Source organism: Kitasatospora sp. NPDC004669, assembly GCF_040609455.1.
Lineage (GTDB): Bacteria > Actinomycetota > Actinomycetes > Streptomycetales > Streptomycetaceae > Kitasatospora.
Genome location: NZ_JBEXKB010000041.1, coordinates 1 through 23020, shown reverse-complemented (window position 1 = coordinate 23020; position 23020 = coordinate 1). Strand labels below are relative to the sequence as shown.

The following is a 23020-nucleotide window of genomic DNA, read 5'->3' as shown; positions in this document are numbered from 1 at the left end:
GGCGTCAGCCGGTCCAGGCGCCGCCCGCCAGAAAGGACTCCATGGCGGCCCGGTAGGGCGCGATGTCTATCCGCTCGCCGGCCAGCCAGTCGTCGGAGTAGTACTTGTCGAGGTAGCGGTCCCCCGGGTCGCAGATCAGACCGACCACGCTGCCCGTACGCCCGGCCGCCCGCATCTCGGCGACGATCCGCAGCGCGCTCCACAGCCCCGTCCCGGTGGAGGCACCCGCCTTCTTCCCGAGCACCTGCTCCAGCACCCGCACCGCGGCGATCGAGGCGGCGTCCGGCACCTTCATCATCCGGTCGATCGCCCCCGGGACGAAGCTCGGCTCCATCCGGGGCCGTCCGATGCCCTCGATCCGGGAGCCGCTGTCGCAGACGGCGTCCGGATCGTGGTGCACCCAGCCGTCGAAGAAGCAGGAGTTCTCCGGGTCGGCGACGCAGATCCGGGTGTCGTACTGCATGTAGTGCACGTAGCGGGCGATGGTCGCCGAGGTGCCGCCGGTACCGGCGGTGGCGACGATCCAGGCCGGCTCGGGGTACGGCTCCAGCCGCAGCTGGGCGAAGACCGACTCGGCGATGTTGTTGTTGCCGCGCCAGTCGGTGGCCCGCTCGGCGTAGGTGAACTGATCCATGTAGTGCCCGCCGGTCTCCTCGGCGAGCCGGGCGGAGGCCTCGTACACCTCGTCCGAACGCTCGACCAGGTGGCACTCGCCGCCGTGGAACTGGATCAGGTCGATCTTGGCCTGGCTGGTGCTCTTGGCCATGACGGCGATGAACGGCACCCCGACCAGCTGGGCGAAGTAGGCCTCGGAGACGGCGGTGGAGCCGCTGGAGGCCTCGATCACCGGCTTGCCCGGGCGGATCCAGCCGTTGCAGAGCCCGTAGAGGAAGAGCGAGCGGGCGAGGCGGTGCTTGAGCGAGCCGGTCGGGTGGGTGGACTCGTCCTTGAGGTAGAGGTCGATCCCCCACTCGGCCGGCAGCGGGAAGCGCAGCAGGTGGGTGTCGGCGGAGCGGTTGGCGTCGGCCTGGACCTTGCGCACCGCCTCCTTGAGCCAGGCGCGGTACTGCGGGTCCGAGCGGTCGACGTCGACGGTCGGCTCGATGCCGGGGCTCCCACCGGGCTGGGTGCTCATTGGTCACTACTCCCTCGTTGCGGCCCCCCGCTGCTCACTACGAGTGTACGGGGGTCACGATAAGTGACCGTTTCCGGAAGCCCAGCTTCCGCTTATCGCCCCTCGGGCGACGCCGCCGACACCGTTCAGGCCTGCACCGTTCAGGCCGGCCGCGTCAGGCCCGCACCGTTCAGACCGGCCGCATCAGGCCGGCCCCGCCGTGGACCGGCTTCCGGCCGGCACCGACTGCGGGTCCGCCAGGTACGGTCCCCAGCCCAGCTCGGCCGCGCCGGCGAGCGCGCCGTGCTCCAGCTCCGCCCCGACGATCGGCACCCGTCCGCTGCGCCCCCACAGGCAGCGCTCGGCGACCACCGCGCGCAGCCGGTCGGGGGCGGCTTCCAGCAGATCGAGGTGGAGGCCGCTGAGCACCACCCGGTCCGGGTTGAGGATGTTGGCGACGCCGGCCAGCCCGAGCCCGAGCCGGTCGATGACGTGCTCCACCGCCACCCGCGCCCGCTCGTCGGTCGCGGCCGCCCAGCACAGCTCGCGGGCCTGGTCGAGCAGCGGGCGCTCGGGCTCCGGGGCGAGCCCGGCGGCGGCGAACAGCGCGTCGGGGTCGGTCTCGGAGTTGAGGCAGCCCCGGTTGCCACAGACGCAGGGGCGGCCCTGCGGGTCGACGGTGAGGTGGCCGACCTCCAGGGCGAGTCCGGCGCTGCCGGTGTGCAGGTGACCGTCGATCACCAGCGCGCCGCCGACGCCGCTGTGGCCGGAGGTGACCAGCAGCAGGTGGCGGGCACCGCGCCCGGCGCCGTGGCGGTACTCGGCGAGCGCGGCGAGGTTGGCGTCGTTGCCGACGAAGGTGGGCAGCGGACGCAGGGCGTTCGGGCCGTGGTCGGCGCGGCCGACCTCGACGTCGTACAGATCCGCGACCGGGGTGCCGCTGGGCCAGGCGAAGTGCAGCGCGGCCAGCGCGGTGCCGTCGGGCTCGGTGACGGGGTTGGGCAGCGCGAGCGAGGCGGCCAGGCAGCGACGGTCGGTCGAGCGGGCCAGTTCGGCACCCGACTGGGCGACCGCGCGCAGCATCCGGACCGGGTCGGTGGCGGCGGGCAGTGGCAGGTGGACCGGCGGATCGAGCAGCCCGCCGAGGCCGACCAGGGCGACGCCGAGCTGGTCGGCGTGGATCTGCCCGGCGACTACCACCGGCCCCCGGGGGTCGATCGCCAGCCGGTGCGAGGGTCGGCCGCGACCGCCGCCGGCCGGGCGCGAGTCGACCGTGATCAGGCCCAGCGCCTCCAGTTCGGCCGTGACCGCCCCGGCGGTGGCCCGGGTGACGTCCAGCGCGCGGGTGAGCGCGGAGCGGGTGGGCGTCTGGCCGGTGTGGATGAGCGACAGCGCGGGGCCGAGCAGCGTCCGACCGCGGTCGGGGGCCGCGCGGCGGTTGGCGTCGCGCGGCGCGTCGGGGTCGGCCCCGGTGCGGGGCCTCGGGCTTGAAGGTGAGAGCTGCACGCCCCTATTGTGACTTTGTGCCGCTTCGAAACAAAATTCGTTCCCGCCACCCCGACCACTCCCCCTCCCAGTCTCGCAGCACAACCCCGGTGACCGACAGTCCCTGGGGCCCCGCGCGGCTCGCACTCACCGCCTTCTTCGCCGTCGACGGCTTCCTCTTCGCCGCCTGGGTCGTCCGCATCCCGGACGTCCGCAGCCAGGTCAGCGCCTCGCACAGCGCCCTCGGCCTGGCCCTGCTCTGTCTGTCGATCGGAGCCGTCCTCACCATGCCGGTGGTCGGCCGGCTCTGCCTGCGGTACGGCTCGCGACCGGTCACCGTCGGCTCGCTCGCCCTGCTCAGCCTCGCCGTCCCGCTGCCCGCGCACGCCCACTCGGTGCTCTCGCTCGGCGGTGTGCTGCTGCTGTTCGGCGCCGGGTACGGGGGCGCCAACGTCGCCATGAACAGTGCCGCCGTCGACCTGGTGGCGCAGCTGCGACGGCCCGTCATGCCCAGCTTCCACGCCGGGTACAGCCTCGGCGGGCTGCTCGGCGCGGGCCTTGGCGGGCTGCTCGCCGACCGGCTCACCACCGCCTGGGCGCTCGCGCTCGGCGGGCTGCTGGGCTTGGCCGTCACCGTCGGCGCGGGGGTCGTACTGCTGCGCAGCCCGGCGGCGCCGATGGTCGCGCCCGCGCCCTCGGCCGAGAGCGCGACGGACCGACCGGCCGGGGGCCACGCCCGACTGCTGGTCCTGCTGCTCGGCCTGACGGCGCTGTGCACCGCGTACGGCGAGGGGGCGATCGCCGACTGGACCACCCTGCACCTCACCGACGACGTCCACGCGAGCGCCGGGACGGCCGCCGCCGGGTACGCCGCGTACGCCTTCGCGATGACCAGCGGGCGGGTGGGCGGCACCTGGCTGTCGATCAGATTCGGCCAGACCCGGCTGATGCTGCTCGGCGGACTGACGGCCGCGGTCGGGATGATGGTCGCGGCACTGGCCCCCGCGGCACCGGTCGCCATCGGCGGCTTCGTCCTGGTCGGCCTCGGCCTGGCCAACCTGTTCCCGCTCGCCATCGCCCGGGCCGGCGCGACGGGCGGCCCGCAGGGCGTCGCCCTCGCCTCGACGCTCGGGTACGGCGGGATGCTGATCGGACCGGTGGTGATCGGCTTCCTCGCCGACGCGGCCGGACTGCCGCTGGCCCTGACCACGGTCGCGCTCGCGGCGACGGCGGCGGCGTTCCTGCCGCTGGCGGTGCGGCGGCGCTGACGGCGGCGAACGGGTGACAGCGAACGGATGACAGATTTCACCATCCGTCATCCGTTCGCTGTCACCCGTCCCCGGCCCCCGCTGCCGCACCCGCCGCAAAAGTGGCAGGATGCGGCCCCATGACGACCAGCGGACGCATCCAGGTACTGCGCGCCAGCGAGCGCCCCGCCACCGCGTGGCTCAACGGGGGCGGGGTCACCAGGGAGGTCGCCGGGTTCCCGGCCGGGGCCGGGCTGGACGGCTTCGACTGGCGGGTCAGCCTCGCCGACGTCGCCTCCGCCGGCCCCTTCTCCCCCTTCCCCGGCATCGACCGGGTGATCACCCTGGTCGAGGGCGCCGGCATGGCCCTCACCGTGGACGGCACCGAGCGGCTGGTCGACGCACCGTTCCGCCCGTTCGCCTTCCCCGGCGGCGCCACGACGGACTGCCGGCTGCTCGGCGGCCCGGTGGTGGACTTCAATGTGATGACCCGCCGCGGCCGGGTCGAGGCCGTCGTGGACCTGGTCAGCGCGCCCGGCCCGGTGGAGGCCCCGCCGGCGGCGACCGTCCTGCTGGTCTGCCTCTCCGGTTCGGCGTCCCTCGACGGCACCGAACTGGCCCGCTTCGACGCCGCCCTGCTCACCGCCCCCGGCCCGTACGAGCTGCGCCCGGCCGACGGCACCACCGCCGTCGTCACCTTCCGCCCCGCCCACTGAACGACGCGCCGCCCGTGCCCTCGGGACACCCGGGGGCACGGGCGGCGGTCGGCGGCCGGCGCTCAGCCGCAGAGCACCGGCGTGGCATGCGCCGGGTCCAGCGCGTTGGTCACCAGGTGCAGTGCCGTCGGCGAGAAGGCGATCGCCACGTGCTCGGCGAGCGTGATCGGGCAGTGGTCCTGCAGCACCTCGTTGTCGACGTCCGGCCCGCTCAGGAACTGGGTCCGCCACGGGGTGACGACCTCGTCGTAGACCGTCGAGATCACCGTGTACCTCACCCCCGCAACGGTGTCCGGCCGGGAGGCCATGGTCAGGTTGAAGTCGGAGCCCACCGCCTGGTCCCGGCAGGCCTGGCAGACCGTGTAGATCAGGTCGGCGACACCCGGGAAGTACGGCGCGAGCTTGGTGATCCCGTCGAGGGTCGTGCCGTGGTTGGACGGCGCCAGGCCGACCAGCCTGTCCACCTTCGAGGCCCCGCCGAGGAACTTCAGGTAGTAGTTCGGCAGCATGCCGCCCTGCGAGTGCCCGACGATGTCGACCTTGGCCGCGCCGGTCGCGTTCCGCACCAGGTCGACGAAGGTCGCCAGTTGGGCCGCCGAGGCGGGCACCGGCCCGAGCCCGCCGATCGGCAGCAGCAGACCGCTGCCGGTGGAGGTGATGCCGGGGACGGTGCCGTAGTCGAGGGCGAAGACGCAGTACCCGAGGCTCTTCAGCAACGGGGAGAGCGCCAGCCAGTTCTCGTAGCGGTTGGCGAAGGTTCCGTGCACCAGGACCACCGGGTCGGGGTGTGCGGCGGTCGGTCGGCAGCTCCAGTCGTTGGCGCCGGGCGGCGATGCCACCGAGTCGCCGTCGGGCGGGAGTTCGGCGGCGGCGGCCGGGGCCGCGGTGACCGCCGGGGCGGCCGAAGCCGGGCCCGCCGTCGCCCCCGCCAGCAGCGCGCCCGCCAGCAGGGTCGCACCGAAGGCTCCGCCGAGCCGACGACGCAGGGGAGTTACGGAGAAGCGGAGAAGTGGGGTTCTCAACTGTTGCCTCCACAGCGGAAGTTTGTTACCAACAGGTAACCCGAGTGGCTCAATGATGCGGTCGCCCCTCCGGCCCGGCCCTTGGGTGTTCCCCAGACCTGGACGGTGTTCTCTGTGACCGGTCACAACGCACCCCACTGCACGCCCCCGGACACCCCCGAAACCGCGCCGACCTGGCACGTCCCGGTGATCGGCGGCCGCCCGGCCGACCAGCTACTGCTCGGCGGCGTCCGCGAGTTGGCCGTGAGCGTGGTCGCCGCCCTGCTCGACCGCGTGCCGGTCTACCGCCGCCTCCCGCGGGAGCAGCTCACCGGCGAGCTCACCCGGGACACCGAACGCCGCATCCGCGCCCTCGCCCACGCCGTCCGCACCGGACTCCCCGCGCCCACCGCGGAGTTCAGCGCCGTACGGGAGGCCGCCGCGCGCCGCGCCGAGGAGGGCCTGCCGCTGGACGCCGTACTGCTCGCCCACCACCTCGGGCTGGAGGTCTGCTGGGAGTTCGTCACCCGGGACGCCCACGCCGGTGACGCCGCCGACCTGCTGGTGCTCAACCGGCTGCTGCTCGACCAGCTCCGCCGGGCCACCACCGCCGCCGGCGCCGGATACCTGGACGGTCGCCGCCCGGCCGGCGACCGGCGCTCCACCGCGCGGCAGTCCCTGCTCACCGCGCTGCTCGCCGGCACCCGCGCAAAGGACGCCGCCGTCAGAGCGGGCGTCCGGCTCCCCGCCGGTTACGCCGTGCTCTGCCTGTCCATCGCCGACCACCCGGACGAGCACTCCCCCGGCGTCGACCCGGGCATCGCCGCCCGCCGCAAGCTGCGCCGCTTCGTCGCCGAACTCGACCACCGCACCCGGCAGTCGGCGCTCACCGCGCTCACCCCGTCGGGCGGCCTGGTCCTCGCCCCGCTCGCCCCGGAAGCCGAGCCGGAACCCGAGCCGGCCGACGCGACCGCCCTCGAAGCCCCCTGGCCGCAGCTCGCCGCCACCCTCGCCGCCGCGGCCCGCGCCGCCGGGGTGCCCGTGCTGGCCGGTGCGGCCGCCGCCGTACCGGCCGAGGTGTCCGGCGCGGCCACGCTCGCGTACGAAGTCCTGGACGTGGCCCGGGCGTTCGGCCGCCCGCCCGGTCTGCACCGGCTGGACGACGTACTGCTGGAGTACCAGCTGACCCGCCCCAGCCAGGCCCGTTCCCGGCTCGCCGCACTGCTCGAACCGCTCGCCGACGGCGGGGAGTTGCTCACCACTCTGCGCACCCACCTGGCGGGCGGCCTCAACCGCCGGCTCACCGCGAGCGCCCTGCACCTGCATCCGAACACCGTGGACTACCGGCTGCGCCGGGTCGCCGTCCTCACCGGCCTGGACCCGTCCAGCCCGGCCGACGTCCTGCGGATCACCGCGGCCATCGCCGCGCGCGCCGCCGAACGGTCCTCCCCCGCACGCTAGTCGCACCACGGCACCCGCGCCGCCGGAAACGGTGACCGCGGGCGCCGGGGCGAGCGGGGATCAGCAGTACAGCGAGGCGTGGGCCCCACCCCGGGAAGGACCGACGGGCGGTCCTCAGCCCTGCTCCCCCGGCAGCCGCAGGTCCCAGCCGACCAGGGCCCGCAGCTGCTCCGCCGTCACCCCGTCCGGCACCGGCCGGGGCGGCTCGTGGCGCAGCGGCGGCTGCCAGCCCTCCTCCTCGGTCCAGCGGCGCACCACCTTGGCGGGCGCCCCGGCGACCACGCAGTGCGAGGGCACCTCGCCGCGCACCACCGCGCCCGCCGCGACCACGACGTTGCGCCCGATCCGCGCCCCCGGCATGATCACCGCGCCGGTGCCGATCCAGCTGCCCGCGCCGATCTCCACCGGCTCGTTGCGCGGCCACTGCTTGCCGATCGGCAGCTCGGTGTCGCGGTACTCGTGCGCCTGGTCGCTCACGTACACGCCAGGACCGGTCCACACGTCGTCACCGATGACGATCGACTCGTGGCCGACGATGTGGCTGTCCCGGCCGATCACGCAGCCGCCGCCGATCCGCACGATCGGCTCCGGCCCGAGGTCGAGCCCGGGCAGGAAGCCGGCACTGATGGTGACCCGCTCGCCGATGATCGAGAACGGCCCGATGGTGATCCACTGCTCGTTGAACACCGCCCCGAGCGGGAAGGCGAGGGTCGTGCCGTCCCCCAGCTCGCCGAACCGGTACGGGCCCGGGTTCCGGCTGGTGACCGCGCCGGTCCGCTGCACCCAGCGCCAGCCCCGGTGGACGAGGCGCCCGGCGGCCCTGCGGCCACCGGCCCGGACGGCGGAGAGAAGGGAACGGGTTATCGGCATGCGCTCACGTTACCGGCCCGTAGCGTCCGCCCGTCCGCCGGGAGGCCGACATCACACCGGCCCCACCGGCCCCGTCGCACCAGCCCCGCCGACCCCGCCGACCCCACCTGCACCGGCCCCGCCCGCACCGGCCCCACGGCCGTCCGAAATCCGCCACCGAGGCGGAGCGGCAGTGGAAGACTCCATCCCATGGAGATCTCCGCGCACATCGACGCACTGCGCCTCGAGGGCATGCTGCTCGCCGAGGCCGCCGACCGTACCGACCTCGCCGCCCCCGTTCCGACCTGCCCGGAGTGGCGGCTCGGAGACCTGCTGCGGCACGTCGGCCGGGTCCACCGCTGGGCCGCCGCCCACCCGGCGAAGGGCCTGCGGGCGCCGCTGGACCCGACGGGCGAGCACGAGGCGTTCGGACCGCAGCCCCCGGACGCCGCGCTGCTCGACTGGTTCCGCGAGGGCCACGCCGCCCTGGTGACGACGCTCGCCGAAGCCCCGGCCGACGTCGAATGCTGGAGCTTCCTGCCCGCGCCCAGCCCGCTGGCCTTCTGGGCCCGGCGCCAGGCACACGAGACGGCCGTCCACCGCTTCGACGCCGACGCGGCCGCCGGGAAGCCCGGCCCGGCCGTGGACCCGGCGCTCGCCCTGGACGGCATCGACGAGCTGCTGCGCGGCTTCATGGTTCGCGGCCGGACGAAGGTGCACAGCGACATCCTGCGCACCGTCCAGGTCCGCACGACGGACGGCCCCGGCTCCTGGCACCTGTCCATCACCGGTGAGCCGCTGGCCGTCACCACGGAGGAACGGCCCGAACCGGCCGACCTGACCATCAGCGGCCCGGCCCGCGAGCTCTACCTGCTGCTCTGGAACCGGCTGACGGTCGAACAGGCCGAGCAGGCCGGGCCGGTCGAGCTCAGCGGCGACCGGGACCTGCTCCGCCTCTGGCGGGACAGCGCGGCGATCCGCTGATCCTCGACCCCGCCTCGGGGAAGGCGCTCAGCGCACCCAGGCGGCGGGCCGCTTCTCCAGGAAGGCCCGCATACCCTCCTGCGCCTGCGCCGAACTGAACAGCCGCGCCGACAACTGCACCAGTTCGTCGGCGTCCCGCTGGAAGGAGCGCACCACCTCGGCGTTGGCCAGCCGCTTGGACTCCGCGAGCCCCTGCGGCGAGCCCTGGCGCAGCGCGTCCAGCAGGCCCTTCAGCACCACCCCGGTGTCCTCGGAGGACTCGGTGGCCCGGGTGAGCAGACCGATCCGGGCCGCCTCGGCGGCGTCGAAGACCTCGCCGGTCAGGTAGTAGCGGGAGGCGGCGCGCGGGTCCAGCTTGGGGCGCAGCGGCAGCGAGATGACGGCGGGCGCGAGGCCGAGCCGGACCTCGGTGAAGGCGAAGGTCGCGGCCGGTCCGGCGATGGCGAGGTCCGCCGCGCCGACCAGGCCGAGGCCGCCGGCCCGGACGTGCCCGTCGATGACGGCGATCACCGGCTTCGAGCAGTCCACGATCGCCTTCTGCAGCTCGACCAGGCCGCGCGGGCCGACGGTCGGGTCCGCGCCGGTCGCCTCGGAGAGGTCCGCACCCGCACAGAACACCTTGCCGGTGTGGGTGAGCACCACCGCGCGGACGTCCCCGTTCGCCGCCGCGACCGCCAGCCCGGCGTGCAGCTCGGACATCAGGCGGGAGGAGAGCGCGTTGCGGTTGTGCGGCGAGTCGAGGGTGAGCGTGGTGACGGCGTCGGCGGTGCTGACGCGGACGAGGGGCTCTGCGCTGGTCATCGGCGTGGGCCTGCCTTCCGGCTGAGGGTGGGTCGGACTGCGGGCGCTGGTCCGGGGTGCCCGGACCGCGCCCGGACGACTCTGGCACGCCCACCCGCCCCTCGGCCAGAGCCAATCGCCCGGGGTCCTCAGCCGACCGCACCGAAATCCGCTGGTGGCGGCAGCGGTACGCCCGGCAGCATGGGCGTCATGATCACCGACTCGCCGGTCCTGCTGCTCGCACCCCGCGTCAACGAAACCGGCCGCCAGCTGCGCACCGCCGCCGGGCTGCGCGGCCTGCGGGCGTACACCGCGACGTCCTGGCAGGCGCCGCGCGAACTGCTCGGCGCGCCGGTGCACGTGTACGGCGGGCCGCTGTTCGGCGACGCGGTCGGACGGGAGCTCGGCCTCGCCCTGCTGGAGCCGGCCGAGGACTGGCTGGCCCGGCTGCCGCGCGCGCTGACCGGACGGCGGGTGTCCGCCACCACGCTGGCCGGGGCCCGCGAGCTGCGCGGCCCGGCCTTCGTGAAGCCGCCGGCGGACAAGCTGTTCGCCGCCCGGGTCTACCCGGGCGGCGGCGCGCTGCCGGGGCCCGAGCCGCTGGACGGCGACACGCCGGTGCTGGTCAGCGAGGTGGTGCGGTTCCGCGCGGAGTACCGGCTGTTCGTGCTGGACGGCGCGGTGCGGGCCGGCTCGCGCTACGCGGTGGACGGTGACCTGTCCGTCGAGCCGCTGGGGCGGGAGCAGACCGAGGTGCTGGCCTTCACCCGGGACGTGCTGGCCGCCTCGGCCTCGCACGCCCCGCTGCCGAGCGCGGTGGTGGTGGACGTCGGGCGCACCGACGAAGGCTGGGCGGTCGTCGAGGCCAACGCGGCCTGGGCCAGCGGTGGTTACGCCGCCGAGCCGGACGACGTCCTGGACGTGGTGCTGCGCTCGGCCGGCCCGGCCGCCCGACTGTCCGCCACCGACCGGCCGTTCCGGCGCGAACTGCCCGAAGTGGTGCGCTGAACGGCCACTTGAGCGGCGTCATCGCTTGCAACACGGGCGAGCGATGACGCACGATCATGCGTCATGACCGCCACGCACCTCACCCACATCACCGAGCCGCCCGGCGTCGCCCCGGGGACGGGCTACACCCAGGTCGTCACCGGCACCGGCCGACTGGTCCAGGTCTCCGGCCAGGTCGCCTTCGACGAGCACCGGAACCTGGTCGGCGAGGGTGACCCGAAGGCCCAGGCGCGGCAGGTCTTCGAGAACCTGCGCCGCTGCCTGGCCGCCGCCGGGGCCGACTTCTCCGACGTCGTGAAGTTCACCTTCTTCATGACCGACATCGGCTACCTCCCCGCCATCCGGGAGGCCCGCGACGAGTACCTGGGCGACCTGCCGCTGCCGGCCGCCTCCGCGATGCAGGTCGCGGCGCTGTTCCGGCCGGATGTGCTGATCGAGATCGAGGCGATGGCGCTCGTCCAGGAGTAGCGACGTCTCACCCCGCCGCGAGCCGCAGCTCCCGCTGTCCGGCCCACCGGACGGCGGGGCCCATCGCCAGGCCCGCCGCCGCCAGCACCGCGCCCAGGACCGCCCACCCGACCAGCCCGAAGCCGATCACGGCGGTGCTGACCAGCGCCGGGCCGGCCATCAACGCGGCCGCCGTACCCGCGTTGAACACGCCCTGGTACGCGCCGTGGTCGCGCTCCCCGGCGAGGTCGTAGCTCAGCGCCCAGCCTCCCGCCTGGCCCATCACCTCGGCGAGCGACTGCAGCGCGATACCGACGAGCGCCACCACGGCGGCGAGGATCCCGGGCAGTCCGTGCGCGAGGGCGACGACCAGGCAGGAGGCGGCGAGCACCAGTCCGGCGCGGCGGCAGGCCCGGGCGGCGGCCGTCCGCTCCTCGGTACCCCTGGTGGCCCGCACCTGCAGGGTGATCACCATCAGGGTGTTGACGATCAGGGCGCCGGCGACGGTGATCCTCGGCGCGTCGGTCTGCTGGACGATCCACAGCGGGACGCCCACCTCCAGGACGGCGAACTGCAGGCCGAGGACGGAGCACAGCGCGGTCACCAGCAGGAACGGGCCGTCGCGCAGCGCCGGGTTGCGCCGTCGCCCCTGCTTGACGCCCTCGTCCGCGGGGTCCGAGGGGTTCGCCGCACCGGTCTTGACCGAGGGTTCGGCCGACGTCGGGCCCATCGCTGCGGGCAGGCGGTGGAACAGGACGGCGACGGCCACGTAGGAGACGGCGTCGGCCAGGATCGCCGTCAGGTAGACCGACCGGGTGTCGAGCTGGAGCGCGATCGCGCCGAGTCCGGTCCCCACGCAGATGCCGACGTTGGTCACCACCCGCAGGTAGGCCCGGCCGGCCACCCGGCTGTCGGCGGGCAGCACCTCGGCGTAGAGCGCGTTCCGTACGGCGGACGAGCCCCGGTCCACGGCGGCGACCGCGCAGGCCAGTGCGACGAAGGCCGGGTAGCTGTGCACCAGCGCGTATCCGGCGGTGCCGACCGCCTCCACCGCGACCAGCGCCACCAGCACCCGCCGGGCGCCCCAGCGGTCGGCGGCCCGGCCGGCCGGCACGCTGGCGACGACCCCGCACAGGCCGGCCGCGGTCATCCCGACCCCCAGCTGGGCTGCGCTCAGGCCGAGCACCCGGGTGAAGAACAGCACCGCGACGGACAACGAGAGGCCGTTGCCCACCGTGTTGACCATGGTGATCCCGGCCAGCCGACGGACCGTCGGATCGGGGTGCAGGCGGCGCCGGAGAACTCCGGGCAGGCGGGCGGGCAGGCCTGACAGCGCGTCGGAAGGTGCGGCGGACTCCGCCTGCGTCGTCGTCATGCCCCGATGACACCGCCGAGCGGGCCGGGCCGGACATTCCTTTAGGCTCTGGCTGAATCTCACGAGGGGAACGTCCGTGCACCGCTTCACACTCCGGCTGGCCGACCTCGCCACCACCTGGTTCGCCGTCTCACCGATCCACGAGGCCGTGCTCAGCCTGCGGATGTGGACCCATCCGGGCGTCTACCCGCTCCAGACCCGGGCCTTCGAGCAGCTCAGGCCCGCCTTCGAGCGGCTGGAGTCCCGCCGTCTCCTGCTCACGCTGGTCGCCGGGAACCGCTTCGTACCCGACTTCCTGACGCCCCGGCCGACCACCCCCGCGGCCGACTTCCGCACCGAGCTCGCCGTCGTCCGCGCGCTGCCGCCGGAGCTGCTGCGAGGCGAGCTGGAGCAGACCTTCCTGCCGCACGAGCAGTCGCTGCCAGCCCTGCTCGACGCCGGACTCGCGGATCCGGAACGGCTGTTGGCGCGGATCGCCGACGCGCTGGAGGAGTACTGGGAGGTCTGCCTCGCACCCTCCTGGTGGCCGCAGGCCCGCACGACCCTGGAGGCCGACCTGGTCTACCGGGCGCGGGTGCTCGCCCAGCAGGGCGCGGCGGCACTGTTCGCGGACCTGGACCGTCGGCTGCACTGGGCGGACGGCGTGCTGTCGATCTGCCGGGACTGGGGAGACGGGGACGTGGAGACCGCCGTGGAAGGGCGCGGGCTCGTCCTCAGCCCGACCTGCTTCGTACGCGGGGCGATCACCATGATCAACAGGGACCGGCCGCCGCAGATCTCCTACCCGGCGCGCGGACAGGCGGCCATGGGCGGCGAGGGCGCGGGCGGGCCGGCGGCGTCGGCAGCCCTGGAAGCGCTGGTCGGTGCGCCGAAGGCCCGGCTACTGGCCCGGCTCGCCGAGCCGGCGTCGACCACCGACCTCGCCTACCGGCTCGGCGTCACCCCGGGCGCGGTCAGCCAGCACCTGTCCGTCCTCGCCGCCACCGGCCTGGTCACCCGCGCCCGGCACGGCCGCTCGGTGCTGTACCGGCGCAGCGTGCTCGGGGACGAGCTGACGGGTGGCAGATGACGGGCGGCAACCGCTACCGCGAAGCCATCGCCGCCAGCCGCCGCGCCCCCTGGTAACGCCGCAGCACCTGCGCGAAGCTCGTGTGCCCCTGGGTGGTTCGGGCGAAGGCCCGCCACGCCGCCGGCACCAGGCAGACCGCCGCGTGGAACAGGTACGGCCGCCGTTCGAAGGCGCCCAGCAGCTGCTTGCCCGCGCGCATCTCCACGCCCAGCCCGGCCTTGACCGCGAACGCGTAGTTCAGCGCCTCGCGCCGCACCGCCGCCGCGTCGCCCGCCTCCGCGATCTGCACCGCCCACTCGCCGGCCAACTGGCCCGAGCGCAGCGCATAGGAGATGCCCTCACGGGTCCACGGCTCCAGCAGCCCGGCCGCGTCGCCCGCAACCAGCACCCGGCCGCGCGAGAGCGGCGAGTCCTCGGCCCGGCACCGGGTCAGGTGCCCGGACTCGACGCCCGGGGTGAAGCCGGACAGGCCCAACCGCCGGATGTAGTCGGCGAGGTACTGCTTGGTCCGCTCGCCGTCGCCGCGCGCCGAGATGACGCCCACGGTCAGGCTGCTGGACTCGGTCTTCGGGAACACCCAGCCGTAACTGCCGGGCAGCGGGCCCCAGTCGAGGTGGATCCGGCCCGACCAGTCGGCAGCGACCTGCGGCGGGACGGGGATCTCCGCCTCCAGGCCGAGGTCGATCTGGTCGAAGGTGACGCCCACGTGCCGGGCGATCCGGCTCGCGCTGCCGTCCGCGCCGACCACCGCGCGGGCCTCGAAGGTGCGCCCGTCGGCCGCCGTCACCAGCGCCGTCCGGTGCTCGCCGCCGCGCTGCTCGACCCCGGTGACGGTCACTCCGGTGACCAGCACCGCCCCGGCCTGCTTGGCCGCCTGCACCAGGCGCAGGTCGAACTCGTCCCGGTTGACCAGCCCGAACAGCATCCGCTCGGAACGACGCGTCCGGGTGTACCGCCCGTCGTACGCGAATGTGACGGCGTGCACCCGGTCCTGCAGCGGCAGCTGGAAGTCCGGCGGCAGGCTGTCCCGGGAGAGGCCGATGATGCCGCCGCCGCAGGTCTTGTAGCGGGGGTGCTCGGCCTTGTCGAGCAGCAGCACCCGGCGACCCCGCGCGGCGGCCGCGTACGCGGCGGAGGCCCCGGCCGGTCCGGCACCGACCACCACGACGTCCCAGACGCCGTCCAGCTGTTCAGCAGCCGCCGGCGACCCGGTCGGCGCCGTCGACAGAGCCGACGCGGCCTCCGTTGACGCCTCGACCGGCGCCGATGACACCGGCGCGGACGCCTCACTGCCGACCGGCGCGGTCGTACGGTCGAGCGGGCTACGGGAATCGGAGCTTCCGGAGTCAGTCACGTCGAGCAATCCTATGCGTCCGCACAGCCACGCGGACGCCGTACCACCCGGCAATCGCCTCCGCCTATGATCGGCGGTACCCCAACCGACCACTCCGCCCGTACCATCCCACGGGCGGACCCGCCCCCTCGGAGTCCCGTTGTCACAGCCCCTGGCCGACGCCGTCCGGTCCCTGATGGACCGTGCCCGCACCGACCTCGCCGAACTGGTCGCCTTCCCCTCGGTCGCCGACCCGCGCCAGTTCCCGGTGGAGGAGTGCCAGAAGGCCGCGCGCTGGGTCGCCGACGCTTTCGCCGCCGAGGGCCTGACCAACATCCAGCTGCTGGACACCCCGGACGGCACCCAGTCCGTCTACGGCGAACTGCCCGGCCCCGAGGGCGCCCCGACCGTCCTGCTCTACTCGCACTACGACGTCCAGCCCCCGCTCGACGAGAACGCCTGGCTCAGCCCGGCCTTCGAACTGACCGAGCGTGACGGCCGCTGGTACGGGCGCGGCGCCGCCGACTGCAAGGGCAACATCCTGATGCACCTGACCGCCCTGCGGGCGCTGCGCCAGGTGTACGGGGACACCTACCCGGTCGGCCTGAAGATCATCGTGGAGGGCTCGGAGGAGCAGGGCACCGGCGGCCTGGAGCGCTACGCCGAGGCCCACCCCGAGCTGCTCACCGCCGACGCGATCATCATCGGCGACACCGGCAACTTCGCCCCCGGCCTGCCCACCGTGACCGCCTCGCTGCGCGGCATGACGGTGGTCGAGGCCTCGGTCACCACCCTGGGCGGCAACCTGCACTCCGGCGCCTTCGGCGGCGCCGCCCCGGACGCCCTGCAGTGCCTGGTCCGGATGCTCGCCTCGCTGCACGGCGAGAACGGCGACGTCACGGTCGCCGAGCTGGCCGCCGACCAGACCTGGGAGGGCGTGCAGTACTCGGAGGAGCAGTTCCGCGCCGACGCCAAGGTGCTCGACGGCGTCGCCCTGACCGGCACCGGCACCATCGCCGACCGGCTCTGGGCCCGCCCGTCCGTCACCGTCCTCGGCATCGACGCCCCGCCGGTGATCGGCGCCACCTCCTCCGTGCAGGCCGCCGCCAAGGCGCTGATCAGCCTGCGCGTCCCGCCGGGCATGAGCTCGGACGCTGCCCAGGACGCCCTGGTCGCCCACCTGGAGGCGCAGGTCCCGCTCGGCGCCCGGCTGACCATCGAGCGCCAGGGCAACGGCGCCCCGTTCCGCGCCGACACCAGCGGCCCGGCCTACGAGGCGATGGGTGAGGCCATGGCCGAGGCCTTCGGCACCCCGATGGTGGCCTCCGGCGAGGGCGGCTCGATCCCGCTCTGCAACACCCTGCGCTCGCTCTACCCGAAGGCCGAGATCGTGCTGATCGGCGTCGAGGAGCCGACCACCCAGATCCACGCGGTCAACGAGAGCGTCGACCCGCAGGAGCTGGAGCGGATGGCCCTCACCGAGGCCCTGTTCCTGCGCCGCTACGCGGAACTGCGTTCCGCCTGACGGCAGTCAGGGCCTGGCGGACCTCCGGGCCCGCCACCGGCCGCCCGCCCCGCCACCGGCGGGCGGCCGCCACCACCGCCGCGTAGCCGACCGCGCCCACCGCGAGCCCGGCCCCTGCGCCGAAACAGACCTCCGGGATCAGGTTCCGGCGCAGCGGGCTGAGCCGGTGCAGCACCCCGGCCGCCGTCGCCGCGCCCAGCGCCGCGACGGCCACCCGCCGGGGCCGGGCGGCCGGCCGGACGGCGGGGCGCACCGGCTCGACCGCCCGCACCGTACGCGCCGCCCAGCCCGCCATCGCGGCGAGCCCGAGCGCCGAAGTCCCGTACTGCAGCGCCTCGTAGAGCGGGACCCCGGCCACCTTCCGCTCCAGTAGGGGCAGCAGCCGCACGCCCAGCCGGTCGCCATGGGTGAACGCGTCCCAGCCGACGTGGGTGGCCGCGCCGATCGCCGCCGACCCGAGGAACCACGCCGCGTCCGCACCGCGGATGCCGCCGCCCTCGGCCCGGCGGACCGTCAGCGCCTCGGCGCCGCCCGCCCACCGCTCGGGCAGCAGCCCCACCAGCGGCGCCCGCAGCAGCCCGTGCCACCCCGCGACCAGCGCGGCGGCGATCGCCACGTCCACGGTCGGCACCGCCCACCAGCGGTGCAGCAGCCCGCCGTGCTCGTAGACCCCGGGCAGCAGCGACTCGGCGAAGAACGGCACATCGGGCGCCATCGACCCGGCCACGAGCGCCGAGGCCACCAGGGGTCCGCGCTCCCCGGCGGCGCGCAGCAGGGGCAGGACGGCGGCGGGATGACTGAACGTGAACGGCATGCCCCCATCCTGACGCCCGCACCGCCCTCCGGGCCAACCGGGGCCGGCCCGACCGACACCGCCCCACCGGTCGGCCGGCGCGGACCTACGCCGCACCCGCCGCCCACCGCAGGCCTACGCCGCGTCCGCCGTACTGGCCAGCCCCAGCGCCACCCGGCACCCTGCCTCCAGGTACCGCAGCTCCCCGCTCCGCCGTGCCTCCAACGCGGCGCCCAGGCGCCGGTAGCGGCTCGGCGGCAGCAGGTCGGCCGCCTCGTCGAGGGTGACGAACCGCCAGCCGCGCAGCTCCTCCTGCTGCAGCAGCAGGTTCTGCCGGCCCGCGTCGTCCAGCAGCCCGCCGTCGTACATCAGCCGCAGGCCGCCGCGGCGTGGGCCGGTGCGCGGTTCCCAGTCGACGGCGAGCAGCCGCAGGGTGGCGGGGTCGAGCCGCAGCCCCAGCTCCTCGGCGGTCTCGCGCAGGGCGGCGTCGGTGGGGGCTTCCCCGCGTTCGACCACGCCGCCGGGGAAGTCCCAGTCGGGCTTGTAGACCGGGTCGACCAGCAGCACCCGGTCCTGTTCGTCGAAGAACAGCACCGCGGAGGCCACGGTGTCCCCGGTCGGGTCCGGGGTCTGGACGATCGGACAGCGCGCGGCGCCGACCCGGACCAGCTCGGCGATCCGGTGCGCGGTCTCGCGCGGGGTGAGCTCGCTGGTGTCGAGCAACCGGGCGTCGCCGACCAGCCAGCGGCGGGCGGCCCGGTAGCGGGGCAGGTGTTCCAAGCACCGGTTACGGACCCGCTCGCTGGCCTCCGGATCGCCCGGGCATTCCTCGCGACGCGCGATGCGGTCGCGCAGGATCGTTTCTTCTGGGTCCAGAACGAAGTGGTGCACCGCGATCCCGTGGGAGGCGAGGTCGCCGAAGATCTCGTCCCGGTAGTCCTCTCTGAGCAGCGTCATCGGGACCACCAGCGGCCCGCCGACCTCACCGAGCAGTGCCGCCGCCGTCTCGGGGACGAGCCGGCGCCAGGCCGCCAGGTCCTGGAAGTCGGACATCGCCGCCAGCCGGTCGGCCGGAAGCATCCGGCGCAGACCGAAGCCCACCAGCTCGGGATCGAAGAGCACGCTCCCGGGCAGCAGTTCCACCAGCTCGCGGCAGGCGCTCGTCTTGCCCGCCCCGAATGTGCCATTGACCCAGACGATCACAACGTCCCCTGCCCTCGACTTGCCCCGATGCTGTTCGCACCGGGCAGCGCCCCCGTAGGCCGAACCAGCGCCACCCGTGGTGGTACCCGCGCCGCGCCGCTCCCCATACCTGCGCGCAGCGCCCGCCCACGCGCCCCGGCCCGCCCCTTGACAGAGGCATGTGCCCAGGTCAGGAGCCCGGACGGGAGGTGTGCAGACCGTTCGACGCCAAAGCTGCACCCAGACCTTACGTCCTTCGCACAAGAAGTCGGACCGGCCGACTTCCGCTGCGCGCCCCACCCGTACGCCGCGCGCGCCGCCCCTGCACCCCTTCGCTCCCCTTCCCACACCTTCCCCACGCCGGCCGCTCGGCGGAGCCCCACGTCCGGCGGGTCCCTCTTGCGCCGCCCGCGCCCCGGCACGTACAGAGGAACGATGAAGCTGCTTCCCGCCGGCCGGGTCATCGTCATCGGCTCGGTCAACACCGACCGGATCCTCCGCTGCCCCGTGCTCCCCTCTCCGGGCGAGACCGTCCTGACCACCTCCGCCACCCGGGGCTTCGGCGGCAAGGGCGCCAACCAGGCGGTGGCCGCGGCCCGGATGGGCGCGGCCACCCACCTGGTCGCCAAGGTCGGGCGTGATCCCGACGGCGAGGCGGCGCTCACCGATCTGCGCGGCGCGGAGGTCCGGACGGGCGCCGTGCTCGCGCACCCCGACGCGCCCACCGGTCAGGCGATCGTGATGGTCGACCCGTCGGGCGAGAACAGCATCGTGGTCATCCCCGGCGCCAACGCCGAGCTGGCCCCGGAGGAGGTCACCGCAGCCCTGGCCCGGTTCCACCTGCTCCCGGTCGACGTGGTCCTCACCAGCAACGAGGTCCCCGCGGAGTGCATCCGCGCCATCGCGGCCGCCCTCCCCGCCGTGGGCCCGAACGGCGGCACCCGCTGGCTGCACAACACCGCCCCGGCCGGCGCGCTGCCCGGGCCCGGCCCCACCGGCCGCCGACCGCTGGTGGTCGCCAACACCGTCGAGGCCCGCCAGCTCACCGGCGCCCCGACCGTCACCGAGGCCGCCCGCTCCCTCGCCCGCCACGGCGAGGGAGCGGTGGTCACGCTCGGCGGCGAGGGCGCCCTGGTCGTCACCGGGGAGGAACTCACCCGGCTGCCCGCGCCCGCCGTCCGGGTGGTCGACACCACCGGCGCCGGCGACGTCTTCTGCGGCGCCCTCGCCGCCCGACTCGCCCGCGGCGCCGCCCTCCCCGAGGCGGCCGCCACCGCCGTGGCCGCCGGGGCCTTCGCCGTCACCGCGCTCGGCGCCCGCGGCGCCCTCCCCCGCCCGGCCGACCTGTGAGGGCCTGCGGACGGGCGCGGGTCAGGGACGCCGAAGCGAACGGCGGCGCCCCTGGCCCGCGTACCGGCGGACCCGCTACGGCCGCCCCATGTACGCCGGGTAGTAGCCTCTGCTGATCCCCGAGACCCGGACCTTCGTCCCGGGCCGCGCCGCCTCGACGTACTGGTTGTTGCCGAGATAGATCGCCACGTGCTGGATACCGCGCGGGGTACCGTTCGGCGACCAGAACAACAGGTCGCCGCGGCGCAGCTGGTTCGCGCTGATCGGCGTGGTCGCCGCGTACTGGTCGTTGGCGACCCGCGGCAGGTCGATGCCGCCGCGCCGGAAGGCCTGCTGCACCAGGCCCGAACAGTCGTACCCGTCCGGCCCGTTGCCCGCCGTCATGAACGGCTTGCCGAGCTGGGCGAGCGCGTACTGCACGGCGGCCTCGACGTTCCGGTCCGCCGCCACCTGGTCATGGGCCGAGCCCGAGGAGCCGGAGGAGGACGAGCCCCCGCCGGTCCGTTCCAGGTAGATGTCGTAGTGCGTGGTCCAGCGCCACTCGCCCTTGCTGTTCTTGAACCAGTACCGCGAGCCGTCCCAGCCCTGCTTGATCCCGCCGCTCGACTTCGCGGACGAGTTCGACGAGGACGTCGCCCCGCTGGTCCGCGCCACGTAGACGCTGTAGTGCGTGGTCCAGCGCCACTGCCCCTGGCTGTTCTTGAACCAGTACCGCGAGCCGTCCCACCCGGCGTGCGCCGGCGCCCGCTCCGCGGCCGCGGGGCTCACGCCGGTGCCGAGGCCGATCACCCCGGTACCGACCACGATCACGGCCGCCATGCCCATCCCTCGACGGATCCGCGCGGCCCGCGAGGAACGGGCGGGGCGGCCGGAACGGTCGGCGGGGGCGAGCTGCACGGTCGGTTCCCCGGCGGCATCCGCCACGCTGGTGTTGACGGTGGTCATCCTGGTGACTTCCTTCACTGCTGCGAACGCACTGGTGCGAACGGCCGCCGCACGGGCGGCTGCGGAAACTGCTCCGGACACGCGGTACGCCCCGGCATCGCCGGTTCGTACGCTCGGCAGATCCAGTTCTGCCTGCGTGTCACGTTAGGCACGCGTTCGCTCACGGCGCGCAGTGGAGTGCGCCAAAGGAAGGTATCCCGGGCGGCGGGCCCCGACGGGGCATCAGGGTGACGACCCGTCACCTGACACTCACCCGACGCCCCCTCATCACCGACCCTCGACCTCCGTCAGCAGCTGCTTCTTCAGCACCTTTCCCAGTGCGTTCCTTGGCAGTTCGTGCACCAGGACGACCCGGCGAGGCCGCTTGTGCACCGAGAGCCGCTCGGCCACGAAGGCCGTCAGCTGTTCCCCCGTCACGGCGCCGTCCGGGATGACGTACGCGACGATCGCCTGTCCCAGGTCCTCGTCCGGAGCGCCGACCACCGCAGCGTCGGCGACCGCCGGGTGGTCCCGCAGCGCGGCCTCCACCTCGCCGGCGCCGATCCGGTAGCCGCCGCTCTTGATCAGGTCCACCGAGGCACGGCCGACGATCCGGTGGAAGCCGTCCGCGCCGATCACCGCGACGTCCCCGGTGCGGAACCAGCCGTCCGCCGTCCAGGCCTCGGCGTCGGCGTCCGGCCGGTTGAGGTAGCCGCTGAACAGGGTCGGCCCGCAGACCTGCAGCTCACCGACGCTCTCCCCGTCGTACGGCACCGGCTCGCCGTCCTCGCCGACCAGCCGGGTGCGCACCCCCTCCAGCGGCAGCCCCACGCTGCCCGGGCGCCGCTCGCCGTCCGCCCGGGTGCTGACGGTGATCAGCGACTCGGTCATCCCGTACCGCTCGATCGGGGCGTGCCCGGTGAGCGCGGCCAGCTTCTCGAACACCGGCACGGGCAGCGGCGCGCTGCCGGAGACCAGCAGCCGGGCCGATGCCAGCCGGGCGGCCGCCTCGGGGTCGGCCGCCAGCCGGGACCAGACGGTGGGCACGCCGAAGTACAGGCTGCCGCCCGCCGCCGCGTACCCCGCCGGGGTGGGCCGCCCGGTGTGCACCAAAGTGCTGCCGGTTCGCAGGGCGCCGAGCACGCCGAGCAGCAGCCCGTGCACGTGGAACAGCGGCAGGCCGTGGACGAGGGTGTCATCGGCGGTCCATCGCCAGGCGGCGGCGAGGGCGTCGAGGTCGGCGGCGATCGCCTCCCGCCGGATCACCGCGCCCTTGGGCGCGCCGGTGGTGCCCGAGGTGTAGAGCACGAAGCCGGTCGCGTCGGCGGCCGGTTCGGCGTGGCCGGTGGCGGAGCGCTCCGCGGGGTCGACCGGCAGGGCCTCCACGGAAAGGCCCTCGGGCACCGCCTCCCCGGCGGCGTGCGCAAGCAGCGCCGCGCCCGAGTCGCGCAGGATGTGCTCGCGTTCCTTCGGGCCGGAGTCGGGCGGCAACGGCACCACCGGGACGCCCGCCAGCAGACCGCCGACCACTGCGGTGACCGTCTCCACGGTGGGGCGGGCCAGCACCGCGAGCGCGGGAGCCCCGGCCACCCGGTCGGCCACGACGGTCGCCGCGCCCAGCAGGTCCTCCCGGGAGAGCGCCCGGCCGTCGATCCGCAGCGCGTCCGCAGCGTCCCCGTAGTCGCCCTGAAGTGCCGTCAGCAGTGCCATGCTTCCGTCCTCGCCCTCGTCTCACCCTGGTCGCGCCGAACGCCGCCGCGCCTTGCGCCGTCGCGTCCCGCGCTGTCGGGCCGACTCTACGGGCCGCCGCTTGCGCGCCTGCGGACCGGGGCGAACGGCGGAGGGCGTGGCACCGAACCCGGTACCACGCCCTCCGGCCTGACGGCCTGTCCATCTATCGGCCTGTCGGCCTATCGCCCTGCTCAGGCCTTGCGGGCCTTCACCTCGGCGGTGAGCTGCGGCAGCACCTCGAAGAGGTCGCCGACCACGCCGTAGTCGACCAGCTCGAAGATCGGGGCCTCGGGGTCCTTGTTGACCGCCACGATGGTCTTCGAGGTCTGCATGCCGGCCCGGTGCTGGATGGCGCCCGAGATGCCCGCCGCGATGTAGAGCTGCGGGGAGACCTGCTTGCCGGTCTGGCCGACCTGGCTGCTGTGCGGGTACCAGCCGGCGTCGACGGCGGCACGCGAGGCGCCGACGGCCGCGCCCAGCGCGTCCGCGAGCTCCTCGACCACGCCGAAGCCCTCGGCGGCACCGACACCGCGGCCGCCGGAGACCACGATGGCGGCCTCGGTCAGCTCGGGGCGGCCGGTCGAGACGCGCGGGGTGCGCGAGGTGACCTTGGCGGCGTTGCCGGTGAACTCGACGGTGACGTTCT

21 protein-coding genes are annotated in these 23020 nt (G+C 74.7%); 9 read left to right on the top strand and 12 right to left on the bottom strand.

The window, feature by feature from the left end:
* Window positions 1-4 precede the first annotated feature (4 nt).
* Entirely contained in the window at window positions 5-1135 is a 1131-nt protein-coding gene (locus ABZW30_RS29135; protein WP_355674179.1) for a PLP-dependent cysteine synthase family protein, read from the bottom strand.
* Window positions 1136-1318: 183 nt separating this feature from the next.
* Window positions 1319-2521, bottom strand: a complete 1203-nt coding sequence (locus ABZW30_RS29130) for an ROK family protein (protein ID WP_355674231.1) — start codon at window positions 2519-2521, stop codon at window positions 1319-1321.
* 188 nt (window positions 2522-2709) lie between these two features.
* Here ABZW30_RS29130 and ABZW30_RS29125 point away from each other — a divergent pair, with 188 nt between their 5' ends.
* Together ABZW30_RS29125 and ABZW30_RS29120 are read left to right on the top strand one after the other, a co-directional pair.
* Window positions 2710-3867, top strand: a complete 1158-nt coding sequence (locus tag ABZW30_RS29125; protein ID WP_355674178.1) for an MFS transporter — start codon at window positions 2710-2712, stop codon at window positions 3865-3867.
* 119 nt (window positions 3868-3986) lie between these two features.
* A complete protein-coding gene (locus tag ABZW30_RS29120) occupies window positions 3987-4562 on the top strand; it encodes a HutD family protein (RefSeq protein ID WP_355674177.1) in 576 nt (191 codons plus the stop codon).
* Window positions 4563-4624: 62 nt separating this feature from the next.
* Here the strand turns inward: ABZW30_RS29120 and ABZW30_RS29115 are convergent, their stop codons facing one another.
* Window positions 4625-5512, bottom strand: a complete 888-nt coding sequence (locus ABZW30_RS29115) for an alpha/beta fold hydrolase (RefSeq protein WP_355674230.1) — start codon at window positions 5510-5512, stop codon at window positions 4625-4627.
* A 186-nt stretch (window positions 5513-5698) separates the two neighbouring features.
* Here ABZW30_RS29115 and ABZW30_RS29110 point away from each other — a divergent pair, with 186 nt between their 5' ends.
* Window positions 5699-7024 (top strand): helix-turn-helix domain-containing protein, encoded by a 1326-nt coding sequence (locus ABZW30_RS29110; RefSeq protein ID WP_355674176.1) that lies wholly within the window; start codon window positions 5699-5701, stop codon window positions 7022-7024.
* A gap of 114 nt (window positions 7025-7138) precedes the next feature.
* On the opposite strand, the gene ABZW30_RS29105 is transcribed toward ABZW30_RS29110, so the two are convergent.
* Window positions 7139-7894: a DapH/DapD/GlmU-related protein gene (locus ABZW30_RS29105; protein ID WP_355674175.1), complete on the bottom strand. Its 756-nt coding sequence runs from the start codon at window positions 7892-7894 to the stop codon at window positions 7139-7141.
* A 189-nt stretch (window positions 7895-8083) separates the two neighbouring features.
* On the opposite strand from ABZW30_RS29105, the gene ABZW30_RS29100 reads away from it, so the two are divergent.
* Entirely contained in the window at window positions 8084-8857 is a 774-nt protein-coding gene (locus ABZW30_RS29100) for a maleylpyruvate isomerase family mycothiol-dependent enzyme (protein ID WP_355674174.1), read from the top strand.
* 27 nt (window positions 8858-8884) lie between these two features.
* On the opposite strand, the gene ABZW30_RS29095 is transcribed toward ABZW30_RS29100, so the two are convergent.
* On the bottom strand, window positions 8885-9658 hold the full coding sequence (locus ABZW30_RS29095; RefSeq protein ID WP_355674173.1) for an enoyl-CoA hydratase family protein: 774 nt from the start codon (window positions 9656-9658) through the stop codon (window positions 8885-8887).
* Window positions 9659-9847: 189 nt separating this feature from the next.
* On the opposite strand from ABZW30_RS29095, the gene ABZW30_RS29090 reads away from it, so the two are divergent.
* The gene (locus ABZW30_RS29090) at window positions 9848-10645 is read left to right on the top strand and encodes an ATP-grasp domain-containing protein (RefSeq protein WP_355674172.1); all 798 of its coding nucleotides are present in this window, start codon (window positions 9848-9850) and stop codon (window positions 10643-10645) included.
* Window positions 10646-10708: 63 nt separating this feature from the next.
* Window positions 10709-11113 (top strand): RidA family protein, encoded by a 405-nt coding sequence (locus ABZW30_RS29085; RefSeq protein WP_355674171.1) that lies wholly within the window; start codon window positions 10709-10711, stop codon window positions 11111-11113.
* 7 nt (window positions 11114-11120) lie between these two features.
* On the opposite strand, the gene ABZW30_RS29080 is transcribed toward ABZW30_RS29085, so the two are convergent.
* Window positions 11121-12467, bottom strand: coding sequence for an MFS transporter (locus ABZW30_RS29080; protein WP_355674170.1), 1347 nt, complete (start codon window positions 12465-12467; stop codon window positions 11121-11123).
* Between the two features lie 76 nt (window positions 12468-12543).
* Between ABZW30_RS29080 and ABZW30_RS29075 the strand changes: the two genes are divergently transcribed.
* Window positions 12544-13536, top strand: a complete 993-nt coding sequence (locus ABZW30_RS29075) for a helix-turn-helix domain-containing protein (RefSeq protein WP_355674169.1) — start codon at window positions 12544-12546, stop codon at window positions 13534-13536.
* A gap of 13 nt (window positions 13537-13549) precedes the next feature.
* Here the strand turns inward: ABZW30_RS29075 and ABZW30_RS29070 are convergent, their stop codons facing one another.
* Window positions 13550-14764 (bottom strand): geranylgeranyl reductase family protein, encoded by a 1215-nt coding sequence (locus ABZW30_RS29070; RefSeq protein WP_355674229.1) that lies wholly within the window; start codon window positions 14762-14764, stop codon window positions 13550-13552.
* A gap of 301 nt (window positions 14765-15065) precedes the next feature.
* Between ABZW30_RS29070 and ABZW30_RS29065 the strand changes: the two genes are divergently transcribed.
* Window positions 15066-16394 carry a dipeptidase gene (locus tag ABZW30_RS29065; protein WP_355674228.1) on the top strand — a complete coding sequence of 443 codons (1329 nt, stop codon included), beginning with the start codon at window positions 15066-15068 and terminating at the stop codon, window positions 16392-16394.
* On the opposite strand, the gene ABZW30_RS29060 is transcribed toward ABZW30_RS29065, so the two are convergent.
* Together ABZW30_RS29060 and ABZW30_RS29055 are read right to left on the bottom strand one after the other, a co-directional pair.
* Window positions 16345-17208: a DUF4184 family protein gene (locus ABZW30_RS29060; RefSeq protein WP_355674168.1), complete on the bottom strand. Its 864-nt coding sequence runs from the start codon at window positions 17206-17208 to the stop codon at window positions 16345-16347. The two genes, ABZW30_RS29065 and ABZW30_RS29060, sit on opposite strands and share 50 nt — an antisense overlap.
* A 114-nt stretch (window positions 17209-17322) precedes the next feature.
* The gene (locus tag ABZW30_RS29055) at window positions 17323-18390 is read right to left on the bottom strand and encodes an NUDIX domain-containing protein (RefSeq protein WP_355674167.1); all 1068 of its coding nucleotides are present in this window, start codon (window positions 18388-18390) and stop codon (window positions 17323-17325) included.
* Window positions 18391-18804: 414 nt separating this feature from the next.
* Between ABZW30_RS29055 and ABZW30_RS29050 the strand changes: the two genes are divergently transcribed.
* Window positions 18805-19719, top strand: coding sequence for a PfkB family carbohydrate kinase (locus ABZW30_RS29050; RefSeq protein ID WP_355674166.1), 915 nt, complete (start codon window positions 18805-18807; stop codon window positions 19717-19719).
* 75 nt (window positions 19720-19794) lie between these two features.
* Here the strand turns inward: ABZW30_RS29050 and ABZW30_RS29045 are convergent, their stop codons facing one another.
* The 3 genes from ABZW30_RS29045 to ABZW30_RS29035 all read right to left on the bottom strand — a co-directional run.
* Complete coding sequence (locus ABZW30_RS29045) at window positions 19795-20664, bottom strand: C40 family peptidase (protein ID WP_355674165.1); 870 nt, start codon at window positions 20662-20664, stop codon at window positions 19795-19797.
* Window positions 20665-20931: 267 nt separating this feature from the next.
* Window positions 20932-22353 (bottom strand): acyl-CoA synthetase, encoded by a 1422-nt coding sequence (locus ABZW30_RS29040; RefSeq protein ID WP_355674164.1) that lies wholly within the window; start codon window positions 22351-22353, stop codon window positions 20932-20934.
* Between the two features lie 212 nt (window positions 22354-22565).
* Window positions 22566-23020, bottom strand: a 455-nt coding sequence (locus ABZW30_RS29035; RefSeq protein ID WP_355674163.1) for an electron transfer flavoprotein subunit alpha/FixB family protein, incomplete at its 5' end; no start/stop codon positions are given.